We start from the raw sequence: 14,148 nt of genomic DNA, 5'->3' as shown, positions 1-14,148 counted from the left end.
TCCCGGATCATTGCTTCTATGTTTCTTTGCCGCGCTTCCATTGGCATTGGTTGCGAAGCAGCGATTTGATATGCGCCCGCAGCTCCTCTGCCTGGGAAAAACGCGCAAATTCCTCACTGTCTGTTACGATTCCCAGCTTCAAATGTTTCACTTGTCCGTTTTCGACGCAAAAGCCGAACGCTTGCAGAATCGCAATCTGTTCATCCGTCATCTTGCTTGCCCCCCACCTTTGCAAAAACCCCCTTGCCACATGCAAGGGGGTCATCTGTTTATTTGACCTCTACGGTTAAGGTCATCGTTTGATTTCGTTCCGATTCACCCAGCTCTTTGTCGTATTTCTTGTATTTTTGCACGACCGAGCAAGTTTTATTGCGGAATGTGTTCGTTACTTTAACTGTGTAGACGCCAGGCTTGTTCTCGTTGTCTGCGATGATCGCTTTCAAATCGAGCGATTCATCGCCCTCGTCCACGTATTCCTCGTCCGTGTTCGGCTTCAGGCTTGCAATCTCTTTTCCTTCATAGAACACCTGAATCGCGTTTGCCGAGGAAATGGTTGCTCCGATGTACTCCTGGCGGGTGCCGATTGGCGTTTCGCCGTACGTCCAGACGAGATTCGGCATGTAGTAGGTGATCATGTCCTTGCCGCTTCCGTCTTTCAGCTTTTTGTTCCCGATCCGCTTCGCATACGTAGACGTCAGCCGAAGCTCGCTCAAGCTGTCCAGTTCCGCCGCCGAGCTGACTCTGACGGTTTGCCCATCGCGATATTCGTTGCCGCGACTGTTTTTCAAAAGAATCGGCCCTGGTGAGGGTGCCAGTCCTGCTTCATTTTTGGCGCAAACAGGGGCGGACGGGATCGGACGGGTGTCCTCTACGACCTGAATGTAGCCGCACCACGACTGACGCGGTTCGCGCTTGCTGTAATAGTTGACCTTGTAGCGGCCCGGCTTAAAGCTGGACAGCAGCAAAGCGGTATGGTCCCAGTTCAGCTTGGATTCATCCACGACGACGTTATCGACTGCCCAAAAGCCCGGCCCCTCGTCATCCGAAGCTTCACTGCCCTGCTCCACGTGCTCGGCAGCCGTCGCCAGCCAGATGACGTGCACCGGATTTTGGTAGAGCTTCACGGTGACATCGGACGAGTACAAGTTTTCCCGCTCTACCATCAACGAAGACTGCGCATTTTGCTGCATCAGCACATCCATCGTCGCTGTAGCGCTGGCAGAATCGCAGGAGTTCGGCGCACCGGGCACCTGAATTTTCACTTCCGTTGTCGAGCCTCCCCACAGATCGTCGGTGTTGGCGGCCTGATTCGGCTCAAAGGTGACGGACATGGTCATTCCCGCCATCATTTCCGGAATCACGACCTCGAAGTGCTGGGAGTCGGTCAAAGTTTGGCCTGTTCCGTTCACCGACCAGCGACCGGCAACCGGCGAATACAGTTGCACGACGCCTGGCGCCGCCGGAGCAGTCACTTGCTGTCCTTGGGCGAGCTTTTGGCCGTTCGCATCCGTTCCCATGTACAGCTCTGCCATTCCGATCCGAATGTGCGTCATCCAGGCGCTCAGGCTGCTGTCATCGGGCGTAAACACCAGATCGTAATTGCCAGTCGGCAGCGTGCCTGTCGCGAAGATTTTGGCCGGCACGGATCGGAGCTCCGCATTTGTCGTTTTGTTAATCAGCTTCCACGTTCCCGGAACCGTACTGGCAAAGCTGGTCGAGCCCATCATGCCAAAAATCGCGGTCTGGCTACCCGATGGAATCGCTGCGCCTTCCGGCTTCTCCCCTTCGAAGATGCTCGGGTAGTTTTGCGCCTCTACTTGAAAGCGCACGTGCACGGTGCTTTTTTGCCCCTTGGCATCGGTTACAACGAACGTGAGGATGTGCGGTCCGGGAGACAATTTGGCGGCAGGAATCGAGAAGCGGGGCACCTGCCAGCGGAACGTGCTTTGCGAGGACTGCTGCTCGACCTGGTATTCCGGCAGCTCCACTCCATCGAGCAACACTTCGCTTCGATTGAGATTCGTGCCGCTCCCATATGTCGTTTGCAGCAGATCGATATCAAGAGCGGTTTCAGGCGGGAGGATAAACTCGTCGTTTTTCACCCAGTTCCATCCGCCGGAGTCCTGGCCTGCTACCTGATAGTCGTTGAAGATAATCATATTGTGAACAGGCTGCGAAACGGGCTTGGATACTTGGCTGTTTTTTTTCATCGATGCTGTAGCCCCTGCTCCCATGGCTGGCGGAGCCGATACGCCCGACAAGAAAGTGCCGGTTGCCAGACACACAAGAAGTGCTTTTACAACCCATTTTTTCACGAAATGTCCTCTACCTTTCTTTCATTGCTCGTGTTGCCACTCGTCTTTCTTCGACAAAAAGAGCGCAATCTCCTGTGTAGCTTGAAAATATTTCGTCGGGATTCGATATAGGCAATTCCTATTTAGTTCATAACTTTTATAGGATTGATTTATACCACGCAAGCTGGTAAAACAAGAACAAAGGGGTGAGCCAGGTGAGTACTACGAATCAATGGAACGCGAAGCTGTACGACGACAAGATGAATTTTGTTTCTGCTTATGGCAAAGGAGTTGTAGAGTGGCTGTCGCCGCTGCCGGGAGAGCGCATTCTCGATCTGGGCTGCGGAACAGGGGATTTGAGCGCACAGTTGGCGCAAGCAGGCGCAAACGTAACGGGCATTGACTTTTCGGCCAGCATGATTGCAGCAGCCAGACAAAAATACCCGCAAGTCGCCTTTTTCGTCGCGGACGCCCACGCTTACCAATCCGCGGAAACGTATGACGCTGTCTTTTCCAACGCTGCGCTGCACTGGATGAAAAAGCCGCGCGAGGTGATTCGCACTGTCTGGCATGCGCTCGCGCCCGGCGGACGGTTCGTTGCCGAGTTCGGCGGAAAAGGCAATTGTGAGCACGTCGTCCAGGCGCTGCGCATCGCCTTGAGCCGTCGGAATCTTTCGGCAGACGAACGCTCTCCGTGGTATTTTCCCGCTGTCGGCGAGTACACGACGCTGCTTGAGGAGCAAGGCTTTCGCGTGACGCTCGCTTCGCATTTCGACAGGCCGACGACGCTGCCTGACGGGGATCGGGGGCTTCGACATTGGCTCGATTCCTTTTGCAGCCCCTTTTTCACCGGGCTGTCCGCGCAGGAGATCGAAGCCGTCTGCGAGGAAGTGACAGAGCTGGTCCGTCCGACGCTGTTCCAAGACGGCAACTGGGTCGTGGACTACAAGCGCATCCGCATCATCGCCTACAAGGAAGCTACGAACGCATCACCAAACGCCGGAGAGCGCCCGTGAAGAAAATAGCTTGCCTGCACGCCCATCCGAGCAATATCGCGCTCTTGTCCGCTGCCTTCGCTATGTACGATGTCGAGCTGGTTCACTTCGTCGATGCCGATCTGCTTTTGCCAGGCGACGGCCCTGCCGCCTCGGCTACAGAACAGGCTTACGCCAGGCTTCGCCAACAGTTGAAAGGGATGGACGACGGTTCCGTTGACGCCATCGTCATCACTTGCACCCAGTACGCCTCCTATCTCACAGCCGAAGCTGAAGCGGCATGTGCCGCGCCTGTCTTCACGATCGACGGCCCCTTCATCCAGGAGTTGTCCCGCACGACCGAAAGGCACTTGCTCGTATTCAGCAATCCCGCGACCGTCGAACCGACGATGAGCCGGATACGGAAGCAGGCGCAGACCGCAGGAGCCGTTCCGGCAATCGAGCTGCTCGTAGTCGAGGACGCTTTTACCCTGCTCATGGAAAACAGACAGGAAGCCTATTTGGCCAAACTCACAGCAGCGTTGCACGACCTCGATCAGACGCTGCACGGCGTTCCGCTGTCCGTAGCCCAACTTTCCATGGCTCCGGCAGCCGAGCGGTTTGCCCGCGAGACAGGCAGGTTTGTCGCCTATCCGTTGCACAGCTTGACATCGCAACTCGTCCAAACGCTTGCCTTGTCCGAAAAGCACGCGTAAAAAGCCAACAGCCCTCACGCTTCGTCCCGGGACGGATACGCAGGGCTGTTGGCTTTATCTGGCTGGGCGTCTACGCTGCAAAGTTTACATGCCTTCCGGATTCGTCAGCAAAACTTCGTCTCCCTCATTCAATCCTTTTACCACTTCAATAAAGTCGGTTCCTTCCACGCCAATCTCAATTTCTTTTGGCGTCGGCTCGCCACTGGCCGGGTCTTTTACCATCACCGTGCCAAGCCCTGCTTCCAACACTTCCACGGCGTTCAAAGGCAGTCGTTTCACGTTTTCCTTTTGCTCCACGTAAATATCGCAATCCCCTGTCATGCCGTGCTTCATATCAGCCGTGTCGCTCAGTTCGACCTTGACCGCGAAGCGAACCGACTTGTCCTCTTTTGTCCCCTCTTTCGGCAGCTCGGTGACTTTGCCTTTGAACGGCTTGTTGCCGAATGCCGTCAAGTACACATCGACGCTTTGCCCAAGCTTGATCGCTGGAATGTCCATCTCGTCCACAGCCGCGACGAAGTAGACAGAGCTCGTGTCCATGATGACCGCAACCGGCTCGGAGCCAGGCGCTTCCCCTTCCTTGACGTTCAGCTTCGTAATGACCCCGCTGATTGGCGCTTCCACTTGCTTTTTGGCGATTTCCCGCTTTTTCTGTTCCATATTCAAAAGCGCTTCTTTCAAGGAAAGCTCCTTGTCCTTCATTTCCAGCTCGGATTCGGTCAGGTCCATTTTGAACAAAAGCTGCCCTGCCTTGATCTCGTCGTCTTTCTCCACTTCTACTTTGCCAATCTTGCCGTGCGTCCCTGCCACGATCTCCATCTCATCCGGCAATTCAAACGGCGTCGCTTTTTGGCTGGCGAACAGCAAGCCTTTTGGATCGGTGTACTGCACCTCGCCCAGATCGCCCACGTAGAGGGCACCCGGTTTTTTGACCAAGACGTCAACATCGTGAACGCCGCCGACTCCTTTTTCCTTTTGACCGATATGGTCTACCTTCGTCACGACTCCGTCCACGTAGTAAAGCGACGAGCTGATAAACACTTTCACCTGCTGCCCTACGCGGAAATGCTCGGCTTCGTATGCGGTGAACTTCCCTGTAATTTTCAAATAGTCGGTATTGGTCAGCTTCGCCACGACGGTGTCGGGGGTAACTGTTTCGCCTTCCTTCACGAGCACTTCCTTGACTTTCCCCGTTTTGTCGGCCACAATCTTGTCTTTTTTGTTCTTCAGCTCGTTCAGCTCTTTTTGCGCACGGATGATCGCCAACTCCTGCTTTTGCAATTCCAGTTGGGCGTCCACGCTGTCTACCGTAAACAACACGTCGCCTTTTTTCACGGCTTGTCCTTCCTTGACAAACAGCTTCTGCACCTTGCCGCTGATCTCCGGTCTGACTTCCTCGCGCGCCTTTGCTTCGATGGTACCGGAAGAGAAAATCGTCTTCTTTACTTCCCCCACATCTACTGTAGCCGTCGGGAAGGAAGGCGGTTCGGCAGGCGGTTCCTCTGCAGCCGTGTTTTTCGACTGGTAGTACGCATAGCCACCGTAGCCGCCCCCTCCCAAAACGACCACAATCGCTGCTAGTATGATCCATTTTTTCTTGTTCATCTTTCGTTCCCCACATTTCTTATTCTGATCGAATCGCTTGAAGTGCACTTAGACGGGAAGCCCGAATCGCCGGGAAAATGCCCGCGAGCAGCCCGATGATAAAGGAGAAGCCGATGGCAAACAACGCCAGCCAGGCCGGAATCACTGCCAATTTGCTCTGTTCGCCTTCCGGTCCGCCGCCATACCCCATGTTCAAACTGTCCATAATGCCGCCGGATGCGCCGAAGTAGTTCACTAGCTCTACCGCGCCCCAGGCCATGCCAAGCCCGGCCAGGCCGCCGATCAGTCCAATGAAGCCTGACTCCATCAAAAACAGCCAGCGAATGTTAAATACGGTTGCTCCGATTACTTTCATAATGCCAATTTCTTTTGTTCGCTCCAAAATGGACATAATCATCGTATTGACGATTCCGATTGTGGCAACGAGCAAGGAGATCGCTGCAATGCCGCCCAGCACCATCTGGATCACGAAGAAAAACTGGTTGATCGTCTCCAGTTCGCGCGCTGGCGACCACACTTCATAGCCTTTTTCCTTCAACGCCTTGACGACGCTCTCTACCTGCTCCCGCGATTCTACCTTGACGGTCATCTGGTCAAATTCAAACGTGTCTTTTGTCGCCTGCTCCCGCGTACGGCGCGACGAGCCTTCGCTGCCTTCGTCGCTGCGTCCGCGGTTCACCCAATCGTTCAGCTCTTTCACGACGCCAAGCGGGACGTAGACCGCTGTGGAGTAGCGAAAGTTTTCCGATTTTTGAAGCTGGCCGACGACGCGCACCCGCAATTCTTTTTTCTCGAATTTCGGTTCGTCGTCGATGCGGTATTCCCGCGTCAAAATGAGTGTTGCCGCTTTGTCGACGATGTTGAAGGCTGCCGACTCTCCGCCGCCGCCCATATCGGGAGGCATTGCGGACATGCCCGACTGTCTGCCGTTGTCGGCGTTGCGCCTGCGCGCCTCCCGCTTTTCTTTTTCCACATCGCGCATTGCCCGCGGAACGTCAAAAGCGACGACGACCTCCTGGGGAGAACCTGTCAAATACGTCCCTTTTTCTACATCGTTCTTGCGGTAGGCGGCCGACTCATTCACGTCGACCCCGACCAGCTCGACGTAGCCTTCGCGCCTGCCTACCTTCAGCTTCGCCTGCTCATTCAGCCGCTTGACAGGCATGACGGCTGCGATGCCCGGTATTTTTTTCAGCTCCTGAACAGCTTCCATATTCAGCCGCTTGCGTTGATCGTCCGGGATCATCTCGCCCTTTTCCTGGTCGTAGTACATCGGTTCGACGTCCATCTCTGTCAAGTTCCCGAAGTTTTCCAGGCTTTTCACTGCGTTTTCCTTCAGCCCCAAGCTCAGCGCCATCATCGCGACGATGGCAGCCGTGCCGATCATGACACCGACCGATGTCAGGGCGGTCCGCAGCTTCATCCGCCACAAGTTTCTCCAGACGATGCGAAACGAATCCATTACCTTCACAATATGTTCACCTCATACCCCTCGCCTACGCTGGCCTTGTCCTTTTTTGTACAACCCGGCCGTCCTGCAAATAAATGACGCGGTCGGACTGCTCTGCTACTTCCTGTTCATGGGTAACGATGATGAACGTAGTCCCATTTTCCCTGTTCATTTCTCTCATGAGATGGAGAATTTCCTGTTCGGTCTTCGAGTCCAGGTTCCCCGTCGGTTCGTCAGCCAAAATGATGCCTGGCTGGTTGACGAGCGCCCGCGCAATACTGACGCGCTGCTGCTGCCCACCGCTAAGCTCGTTCGGCCGGTGGTCGATCCGTCCTTCCAGTCCGACCCGATGCAAAATCTCTTTTGCTTTCGCCCGCCGCTTCTTGACGCTTTCGCCCGCGAAGATCAACGGCAGCTCCACGTTTTCCAGCGCCGTCAAGTTAGGCAAAAGGTTGTACGACTGGAAAATGAAGCCCATGTGCTTGCGGCGAAACAGGCACAATTCATTTTCGTTAAACTTGGAGATTTCCTCGCCGCTCACCATCACGCTGCCTTCCTCCGGCTTGGTCAGACCAGCGAGCAAATTCAGCAGCGTCGACTTCCCTGAACCGGACGAACCGCACAAGGCGACAAACTCGCCCCGGTTGACGTGCAGGTTGATATCAAACAGCACCGGAACCTTGATCTTCCCCGTTCCGTAGCTGTGATTGACTCCGGTTACTGTCAGCTCTCCCGTTGTGTTGGCCATCTTTACAGCACCTCATTCGTTCTTTTCTCATACTAAAGACGTAAAAAGTCGAAAAACGTAACGGACTTGACAAAAACTATTTCGCCTTCACACAAATGCAACAGCTTTTTCAAAATCATGTAACAAACGCGTAACCAACTGCTGCCAAATACGTACTACAATATGAGTGTGAAGAAAACACGAAAGGGCGATGACCGATGACAATCTATCGCTTTTTATTTGAAACCGCAACTCGCAGATGGGTAGAAATCATCAAGGCGCCGAGCATGTTCGAAGCAGCCAAACAGGCCAAACAGCTCGCGACCAAACGCTCCCGCTCCCTGTCTACGCCGATCAGCTTTTCTTTTCATCACGCTGCCTCCCGCTAACATGGTCTACATAATGAAAACCGTTTCTCATCCCGGGAAGCGGTTTTTTATTTATGGGGATATTATTGACACCGCTGTTTTTTTCCTCTTAATATAGAGGGAGACATTACAGTGCATGACAGTAAAGCTCTGCATTCACTTCGCTGCTGCACAAGAGGGAGATAATCAAAATGACAATGAAAAAAGCGCTTACCATTGCAGGCTCCGATACCAGCGGCGGTGCTGGACAACAGGCAGACCTCAAAACGTTTCAGGAGCTTGGCGTCTTCGGAATGACAGCCCTTACTGTTATCGTGGCCCAAGACCCGCACAATGACTGGTTCCATGAAGTGTTCCCGATCGATGTGGCTATTCTGGAAAAACAGATCGAAACGGTGCTCGCCGGAATCGGCGTCGATGCAGTCAAAACCGGGATGCTTGGCACCACCGAGCTGGTTGACCTCGCTGCCCGCAAAATAGAGCAATACCAATTGAAAAATGTCGTCGTAGACCCGGTGATGATCTGTAAAGGCGCTGAAGCGCTCCATCCGGAAATCGCCATCAGCCTGCGTGAAGTGCTGCTCCCGCGTGCGACGGTTGCCACGCCAAACTTGTTCGAAGCGGGCATCCTCAGCGAAATGGGCGCGCTGACAAGCGTAGAAGACATGAAAGAAGCGGCAAAACGCATTCATGACTTCGGCACTTCTTACGTCGTGGTAAAAGGCGGCACCAAGCTGCAAAGCGGCAATGCTGTCGACGTTTTCTACGACGGGCAAAACATCGAAGTGCTCGAATCCGAGCGCTTTGACACTACATTCACGCACGGAGCAGGCTGCACCTTCTCTGCTGCGATCTGCGCTGAGCTGGCAAAAGGCAATTCCGTGCGCGGAGCCGTCGAAGTCGCGAAGGAATTTATTACAGAAGCGATTCGCCACTCCTTTGCCCTCAACCAATACGTCGGCCCAACCAACCACGGCGCATACCGCCGCAAGCACCAAGGCTAAGGCCAGCGGTTCGCAAACAAAAACTCCTGACCCGCCGAGAGCATCGTCCCGGAATCGGTCAGGAGTTTTTTTCTCTAATCTCACGCTTGCTTTTTGATCGCCACTTCCGGCTTGAGCGGAACCGTCGCCGGCTTTTTGCGCATCGAGCTTACGGTAAAGATGACGAGCGCCGACCAGATGCACGAAAAGCTGATGAGATGCGTCGTCGTAAACGGCTCTCCGAACAAAAACACAGCGGTAAGCAGCGTAATCGTCGGCGAGACGTACTGGATGAAGCCGACGATCGAGAGCGGCAAGCGCTTCGCGGCTTGCGCAAACCAGTACAACGGCATCGCCGTCGCGACTCCGGCCAGCGCCAGCAACAACATCTGCCACCATGCCAAAGTCGTCACGGTCTCTGTCCCGTTGGCCTGGAGCATAATCAGATAGCCGAGCGCGATTGGCGCGACGAACAGCGTCTCCCACGCAAGCCCGATCATCGCCTCCATCTTCACCACCTTTTTCGCCAGGCCGTAAAACGCAAACGTGAGCGCCAGCGAGAGGGCAATCCACGGAAACTCGCCGTATTGCACGGTGATGAACAGGACGCCGCAGGCAGCCAGAATCAGCGCTACCCACTGTCCGGCATGCATTTTTTCTTTTAAAAAGATCACGCCGAGCAGCACCGTAAACAGCGGATTCATATAGTAGCCAAGGCTCGTTTGCATGACCTGGTTGTTGTTTACCGCCCAAATGTAGATCAGCCAGTTCGCACTGATGAGCAGGGAGCAGATGGCAAGCGCCGCGGCTATTTTGCCTCCGGATACCGATCCCCACATCGCGCGCCAGCGTTTCGTTACCTGAATAATGATTGCGACAAAAAGAACAGACCAGACGATGCGATGCGCCAAAATCTCCCATGCGCCCATCGACTGGAACAGCTTCCAGTACAGCGGGAGCATCCCCCATGCAAAATACGCGGCAAACGCGTAAAGTATCCCCTGTTTCATTTTTCTTCCTCCACTGATTTTGCCATGTGCCCATCCTATAGAGTAGTGTAACGGAATTGTCGCCAATCGGCTATGTATTCATCACCAATATAAGCGCTCGAGACACTTTCATTCGCTACCATGGCAGCGATGTAACAAGACATCTGATTACCTCAGTAACACAATGAAGTGATATCAAATTTTTTATTGTACCATTTTTAACGCTGGTGTACAATAGGCATTATTCAACCGAGTTTAGTCATAAGAAAGGAATTTTTACCTATGACATACTGGCGTTCTGTTTTGTTAGTCTTGCTCGGCGCATGCAGCTACGGGGTGCTGTCCCTGTTCATGAAGCACGCGTTCGCCCTTGGCTTCACTCCTTTTGAAATGAGCGGGAGCCAACTGATTTTCGGCGGCTTGATTATGTCGATTGCGGCCTTGTTCTTCTCGCGGGAACGGTTTCGTTGGAAATATTTGCTGATTTTGGCGCCAGTCAGCCTGATGATGGCTTCCACCAGTATTTTTTACCATCAGGCTGTCAGTCGCGTGTCTGCTTCGCTCGCCATCGTGCTGTTGTTCCAGTTCACCTGGATCGGTGTCCTGCTCGAATCGCTCGTCGACCGCAAATGGCCGACAGCAGAAAAATGGGTATCGCTGCTCATGCTCGGCGGCGGGACGGTGCTGGCCAGCGGTCTTAGCGAAGGCGGGCTGCAAAACGTCAGCATCACGGGTCTGGTCTGCGGCCTGTTGTCGGGGGCAACGTTCGCGCTGGTCATTTTCTTCAGCGGGCGCGTCCTTCCGGGCATGAATCCTTATTTGCGCAGCGCGATTACGATCAGCATGGCAGCCGTGATGCTCTCCATCGTCTACCCGCCTACTTTTTTGCTCAATGGACGGCTGATGGACGGACTGCTTCCGCTCGGCTTGCTCGTTGCCGTATTCGGCTCGGTCATCCCGATTTTTTGCCTGGCGGTAGGCGTCCCCCGCATCGGCAACGGCCTCGCCACGATCTTGAGTGCCGTCGAGTTGCCAACCGTCGTGCTTTTGTCCTGCTTTGTCCTCCAAGAAAACGTGACGCTTTCCCAATGGGGCGGCGTTCTGATGATCCTCGCGGCCATCTGCGTGCCGCAAATCAAATGGCGCAGGCTTTTCGCGCCCGCCCATGTCTTGGAGAAAAAAGGCATGTAATTGAATCAAGCGTGTCGGTCCACCGGGGACCCGGCACGCTTTTTTTCTGTGCCTTTCCCTTCTCGCGGATAGGAGAAAGCGGCGGTGGCATGGAATGGTAAGAAGAAGCGAAATCAGGAGGGAACAGAGGTATGGAAAAACGGCATATTGTCCTCTTTCAGCAGTTGGAAGATTATCGAAAGGAAGTGCTGGAGGCGGTAAACGGCTTGTCAGAGGAAGAAGCGCTCATCGTCCCGGCGGGCTTTTCCAACAATATTTTGTGGAACTTGGGACACATCTATCTGGATCAATACTTATGGCTGCAGCACTTGACGAAAGAGGAGGCTCCGATTCCGCCCGGCTTCCGCGAATGGTTCGGCTACGGGACCAAACCGGCAGACTGGCAATCTCCTCCCCCTCCCCTGCAAACCATCCTCGCCTTGCTGGAAGAACAGCCTCAGCAAATTCGCTCCGCCTATGGGGAGCGGCTGGAGGAACCATTTCCTGCCACCGAATCTGGCATGCACACCATCGCCCAGGTGCTGGTGCGGACGATTTTTCACGAAGGGCTGCATTTGTCCACGATTACTGCATTAAGGAGGTTTGTGAACAGATGACTCTTGCCGTCACGCCTGTCTTCCGCATTTTTGACGAAGCAAAAGCGAAGGAGTTTTACGTCGATTTTCTCGGATTTCAGGTCGATTGGGAGCATCGCTACGAGGACCATTTTCCGCTGTACATGCAAGTCTCGTCGCCCGAGTGCGTGCTGCACTTAACCGAACATCACGGAGACGCCTGTCCGGGCGCGGCTGTCCGCGTGCAGGTCGAGGACATCGAGCTGCTGCACCAGACGCTTACCGGCAAGTCGTACAAATACGCCCGGCCCGGTCTGGAAAAAACGCCATGGGGAACGCGCGAGGTGTGCGTGACAGACCCGTTTGGCAACCGGATTCACTTTTTTCAGCCGCATCCTTTTCCGTAAGCAGGCAAAAACAAGCTCCCGCTGGCAGCTTCTTGGCCGCGTAAGGAACTGTGTCGCCCCGCCGCGAACCTTTCTCGTGCGCGCGCTTGTATGCTTTTTTCGCACCGCCTGCATGTTTCGCCGCATGAAGGCGGGGCGGTCGATCGCGTGTGTGCCTATGCTCGGACCACTGCCATGCTGCACCGCAACATGTAGCGAGCGAGAAACTCGTCCTGAAAATGCGCATACAAAAAGCCCAGCCAGATCCGTGCAGGAATCTCGCTGGGCTTTTGCTGTTTCTACTATGGGGCGATCGATGGGACTCGAACCCACGAATGCCGGAGCCACAATCCGGTGCGTTAACCCCTTCGCCACGACCGCCATGTGTGGAATCAATCAGGTAGCGGCGGAGGGAGTCGAACCCCCGACCTTTCGGGTATGAACCGAACGCTCTGACCATCTGAGCTACACCGCCAAACGCTATGGAGCGGGTGATGGGAATCGAACCCACGCGACCAGCTTGGAAGGCTGGAGTTCTACCATTGAACTACACCCGCAAAACAAATGCTGTCCCCTTTTGCGCAAGCTGTCGCTTGCCAGGTTCGCATTGCTGAAAAGTGGTTTTCGGACCTCTTTTACAAGCGTAATTGTAACATATGTGAAAAAAAAGTCAAGGATATGGAAAGTGACGCCATATAAAGCCGTTGTGTATAGGCTCGGGTCGACAAGCACAAACTTGTCCGTCCGCGACGGCGCGGGCTGTCCTTTGTATATTATATAGAAGAAAAACATCCTGCTTCCTCCGAGCCGTTCGCGGAAATTCGCCCTAGTTCATGATAGGCAGGCTGTTTTTTGCGGCCTTCTCCGTTCAAAAAAACTTTAACCATTGTCCGCAATTCCTATACACAAATGGAAAAATATAGCCGATGGTAACAGGAGAAGCAGCATTACCGCTGATTGGAAAAGAGGAACCCATGTGAAAATTTCCATGTCGCACGCCCTGCACCCCCAAAGCCCCCTTCGCTTAAGCAACGGGGCTGAAAATCAGGCAGTAGCGGACAGGCAGCAAAAAAAACAAGCCGATTCCGTCACTGTCAGTTCCCAGGCTCGCAGCCTTTTTGCGAAAAACAACCAGTCGAAAAAAAATGACCTGATGCAATCGTTGCAGCCCCAACGGGAAAAGCTGCAAGAGAGCAAAAGCAAATTATATGAGTCAGCATTGAAATCGGGCGGGCAAGCCCAGGGCATCCAGGAGCAGATCAAGGCGCTCGATGAGCAAATTCGCGCTCTGGATGAACAAATCAGCCAAATCAAGCTGGATGAAATGCAGAAGACGTTCGTCCAGGATGCAGACAGCAAACAGCCGACTCCTGAAAAACCCGCTGACGCTGGCAACCAGACTGCCGAAGAACCTGCCTTGCAGCATTTCATGGCGTTGTCCGGTAACTTGGAGCAGCTCGAACAGCTTTCTGCCCAGAAACATAAAATCGCCCGCGGCATCCGGGTGTTGAATCAGGAGATCAAGCTGGACGAAAGCCGGGCTTTGTCAGGCCAAACGGCAACAGCCAAACGCGAGCAAGTGGCCGCACTGGAACAGACGATGGGCAGGCTCGATGAGCAGATGGGAGAAAAGTTTAAGGCGCTGGCAGCACAGCTCATCGAGCAGACGAATTTTGCCGAAGCCGAATCTTTCAGCACCGCTGCCCCTCCCCGCAATGCAGATGAATCGAGCAGCGGCGAGTCTTCGGCAGAAAACGCCCAGTCCGCACCTGACCTGGAACTCGCCCCGTAACGCGAGACAGAACAACCCACCTTTACGAGTGGAGCGACCACGCCGCGCCAGATGTTGCGGCCCGCTCGTAAAGGTGGGTTTTCGTATTCTTTCTTGTGTGGCAAACAGCAGCAGACTGG

At 54.3% G+C, this 14,148-nt stretch carries 14 protein-coding genes and 3 tRNA genes; 8 read left to right on the top strand and 9 right to left on the bottom strand.

All coding sequences use genetic code 11. The annotated features are described in order from the left end of the window. Positions 1-16 precede the first annotated feature (16 nt). Both AC3WQH_RS02985 and AC3WQH_RS02980 read right to left on the bottom strand, forming a co-directional pair. Positions 17-211 (bottom strand): hypothetical protein, encoded by a 195-nt coding sequence (locus AC3WQH_RS02985; RefSeq protein ID WP_005832807.1) that lies wholly within the window; start codon positions 209-211, stop codon positions 17-19. Between the two features lie 58 nt (positions 212-269). Further along, positions 270-2,210: a hypothetical protein gene (locus AC3WQH_RS02980; RefSeq protein WP_310669838.1), complete on the bottom strand. Its 1,941-nt coding sequence runs from the start codon at positions 2,208-2,210 to the stop codon at positions 270-272. A 299-nt stretch (positions 2,211-2,509) separates the two neighbouring features. Between AC3WQH_RS02980 and AC3WQH_RS02975 the strand changes: the two genes are divergently transcribed. Both AC3WQH_RS02975 and AC3WQH_RS02970 read left to right on the top strand, forming a co-directional pair. Then, positions 2,510-3,310, top strand: a complete 801-nt coding sequence (locus AC3WQH_RS02975) for a class I SAM-dependent methyltransferase (RefSeq protein ID WP_007784112.1) — start codon at positions 2,510-2,512, stop codon at positions 3,308-3,310. Continuing rightward, positions 3,307-3,984 carry a hypothetical protein gene (locus AC3WQH_RS02970; protein ID WP_290426262.1) on the top strand — a complete coding sequence of 226 codons (678 nt, stop codon included), beginning with the start codon at positions 3,307-3,309 and terminating at the stop codon, positions 3,982-3,984. Before AC3WQH_RS02975 ends, AC3WQH_RS02970 begins: the two co-directional genes overlap by 4 nt. 84 nt (positions 3,985-4,068) lie before the next feature. Here AC3WQH_RS02970 and AC3WQH_RS02965 read toward each other — a convergent pair whose 3' ends face one another. From AC3WQH_RS02965 to AC3WQH_RS02955, 3 genes are read right to left on the bottom strand one after another with little or no spacing between them, the layout of a single operon-like run. Beyond that, entirely contained in the window at positions 4,069-5,589 is a 1,521-nt protein-coding gene (locus tag AC3WQH_RS02965) for an HlyD family secretion protein (protein WP_005832817.1), read from the bottom strand. Positions 5,590-5,608: 19 nt separating this feature from the next. Then, positions 5,609-7,060, bottom strand: coding sequence for an ABC transporter permease (locus tag AC3WQH_RS02960; RefSeq protein WP_005832818.1), 1,452 nt, complete (start codon positions 7,058-7,060; stop codon positions 5,609-5,611). 25 nt (positions 7,061-7,085) lie between these two features. Then, positions 7,086-7,787 carry an ABC transporter ATP-binding protein gene (locus tag AC3WQH_RS02955; RefSeq protein WP_005832820.1) on the bottom strand — a complete coding sequence of 234 codons (702 nt, stop codon included), beginning with the start codon at positions 7,785-7,787 and terminating at the stop codon, positions 7,086-7,088. A gap of 197 nt (positions 7,788-7,984) precedes the next feature. Between AC3WQH_RS02955 and AC3WQH_RS02950 the strand changes: the two genes are divergently transcribed. Further along, positions 7,985-8,155 carry a hypothetical protein gene (locus AC3WQH_RS02950; RefSeq protein ID WP_005832822.1) on the top strand — a complete coding sequence of 57 codons (171 nt, stop codon included), beginning with the start codon at positions 7,985-7,987 and terminating at the stop codon, positions 8,153-8,155. 170 nt (positions 8,156-8,325) lie between these two features. Next, on the top strand, positions 8,326-9,138 hold the full coding sequence (gene pdxK / locus AC3WQH_RS02945; protein ID WP_005832824.1) for a pyridoxine/pyridoxal/pyridoxamine kinase: 813 nt from the start codon (positions 8,326-8,328) through the stop codon (positions 9,136-9,138). Positions 9,139-9,218: 80 nt separating this feature from the next. Here pdxK and rarD read toward each other — a convergent pair whose 3' ends face one another. Continuing rightward, entirely contained in the window at positions 9,219-10,127 is a 909-nt protein-coding gene (gene rarD, locus AC3WQH_RS02940) for an EamA family transporter RarD (RefSeq protein WP_005832826.1), read from the bottom strand. A 261-nt stretch (positions 10,128-10,388) separates the two neighbouring features. Between rarD and AC3WQH_RS02935 the strand changes: the two genes are divergently transcribed. The 3 genes from AC3WQH_RS02935 (at position 10,389) to AC3WQH_RS02925 (ending at position 12,258) form a co-directional block, all read left to right on the top strand. Continuing rightward, the gene (locus AC3WQH_RS02935; protein WP_197186686.1) at positions 10,389-11,297 is read left to right on the top strand and encodes an EamA family transporter; all 909 of its coding nucleotides are present in this window, start codon (positions 10,389-10,391) and stop codon (positions 11,295-11,297) included. 131 nt (positions 11,298-11,428) lie between these two features. Then, positions 11,429-11,893, top strand: coding sequence for a DinB family protein (locus AC3WQH_RS02930; RefSeq protein ID WP_005832830.1), 465 nt, complete (start codon positions 11,429-11,431; stop codon positions 11,891-11,893). Continuing rightward, on the top strand, positions 11,890-12,258 hold the full coding sequence (locus tag AC3WQH_RS02925) for a glyoxalase superfamily protein (RefSeq protein WP_005832832.1): 369 nt from the start codon (positions 11,890-11,892) through the stop codon (positions 12,256-12,258). Before AC3WQH_RS02930 ends, AC3WQH_RS02925 begins: the two co-directional genes overlap by 4 nt. 284 nt (positions 12,259-12,542) lie before the next feature. On the opposite strand, the gene AC3WQH_RS02920 is transcribed toward AC3WQH_RS02925, so the two are convergent. The 3 genes from AC3WQH_RS02920 to AC3WQH_RS02910 form a co-directional block, all read right to left on the bottom strand. Then, positions 12,543-12,618: transfer RNA gene (locus tag AC3WQH_RS02920), tRNA-His, on the bottom strand. A gap of 20 nt (positions 12,619-12,638) precedes the next feature. Next, a tRNA-Met gene (locus AC3WQH_RS02915) sits at positions 12,639-12,712 on the bottom strand. Between the two features lie 8 nt (positions 12,713-12,720). After that, positions 12,721-12,794: transfer RNA gene (locus AC3WQH_RS02910), tRNA-Gly, on the bottom strand. 419 nt (positions 12,795-13,213) lie between these two features. On the opposite strand from AC3WQH_RS02910, the gene AC3WQH_RS02905 reads away from it, so the two are divergent. Then, on the top strand, positions 13,214-14,029 hold the full coding sequence (locus AC3WQH_RS02905) for a hypothetical protein (protein WP_005832834.1): 816 nt from the start codon (positions 13,214-13,216) through the stop codon (positions 14,027-14,029). The last annotated feature ends 119 nt before the right edge of the window (positions 14,030-14,148 follow it).

This window comes from Brevibacillus sp. FW301-21C12A (assembly GCF_058788915.1).
This window is presented reverse-complemented; position numbering and strand designations above follow the sequence as displayed.

Excerpts from the sequence above, each read along its gene's own strand:
- AC3WQH_RS02985 (WP_005832807.1), bottom strand. The coding sequence starts at position 211 with ATGACGGATGAACAGATTGCGATTCTGCAAGCGTTCGGCTTTTGCGTC.
- AC3WQH_RS02980 (WP_310669838.1), bottom strand. The coding sequence starts at position 2,210 with ATGAAAAAAAACAGCCAAGTATCCAAGCCCGTTTCGCAGCCTGTTCAC.
- AC3WQH_RS02965 (WP_005832817.1), bottom strand. The coding sequence starts at position 5,589 with ATGAACAAGAAAAAATGGATCATACTAGCAGCGATTGTGGTCGTTTTG.
- AC3WQH_RS02955 (WP_005832820.1), bottom strand. The coding sequence starts at position 7,787 with ATGGCCAACACAACGGGAGAGCTGACAGTAACCGGAGTCAATCACAGC.
- AC3WQH_RS02950 (WP_005832822.1), top strand. The coding sequence starts at position 7,985 with ATGACAATCTATCGCTTTTTATTTGAAACCGCAACTCGCAGATGGGTA.
- pdxK (WP_005832824.1), top strand. The coding sequence starts at position 8,326 with ATGACAATGAAAAAAGCGCTTACCATTGCAGGCTCCGATACCAGCGGC.
- rarD (WP_005832826.1), bottom strand. The coding sequence starts at position 10,127 with ATGAAACAGGGGATACTTTACGCGTTTGCCGCGTATTTTGCATGGGGG.
- AC3WQH_RS02935 (WP_197186686.1), top strand. The coding sequence starts at position 10,389 with ATGACATACTGGCGTTCTGTTTTGTTAGTCTTGCTCGGCGCATGCAGC.
- AC3WQH_RS02930 (WP_005832830.1), top strand. The coding sequence starts at position 11,429 with ATGGAAAAACGGCATATTGTCCTCTTTCAGCAGTTGGAAGATTATCGA.
- AC3WQH_RS02925 (WP_005832832.1), top strand. The coding sequence starts at position 11,890 with ATGACTCTTGCCGTCACGCCTGTCTTCCGCATTTTTGACGAAGCAAAA.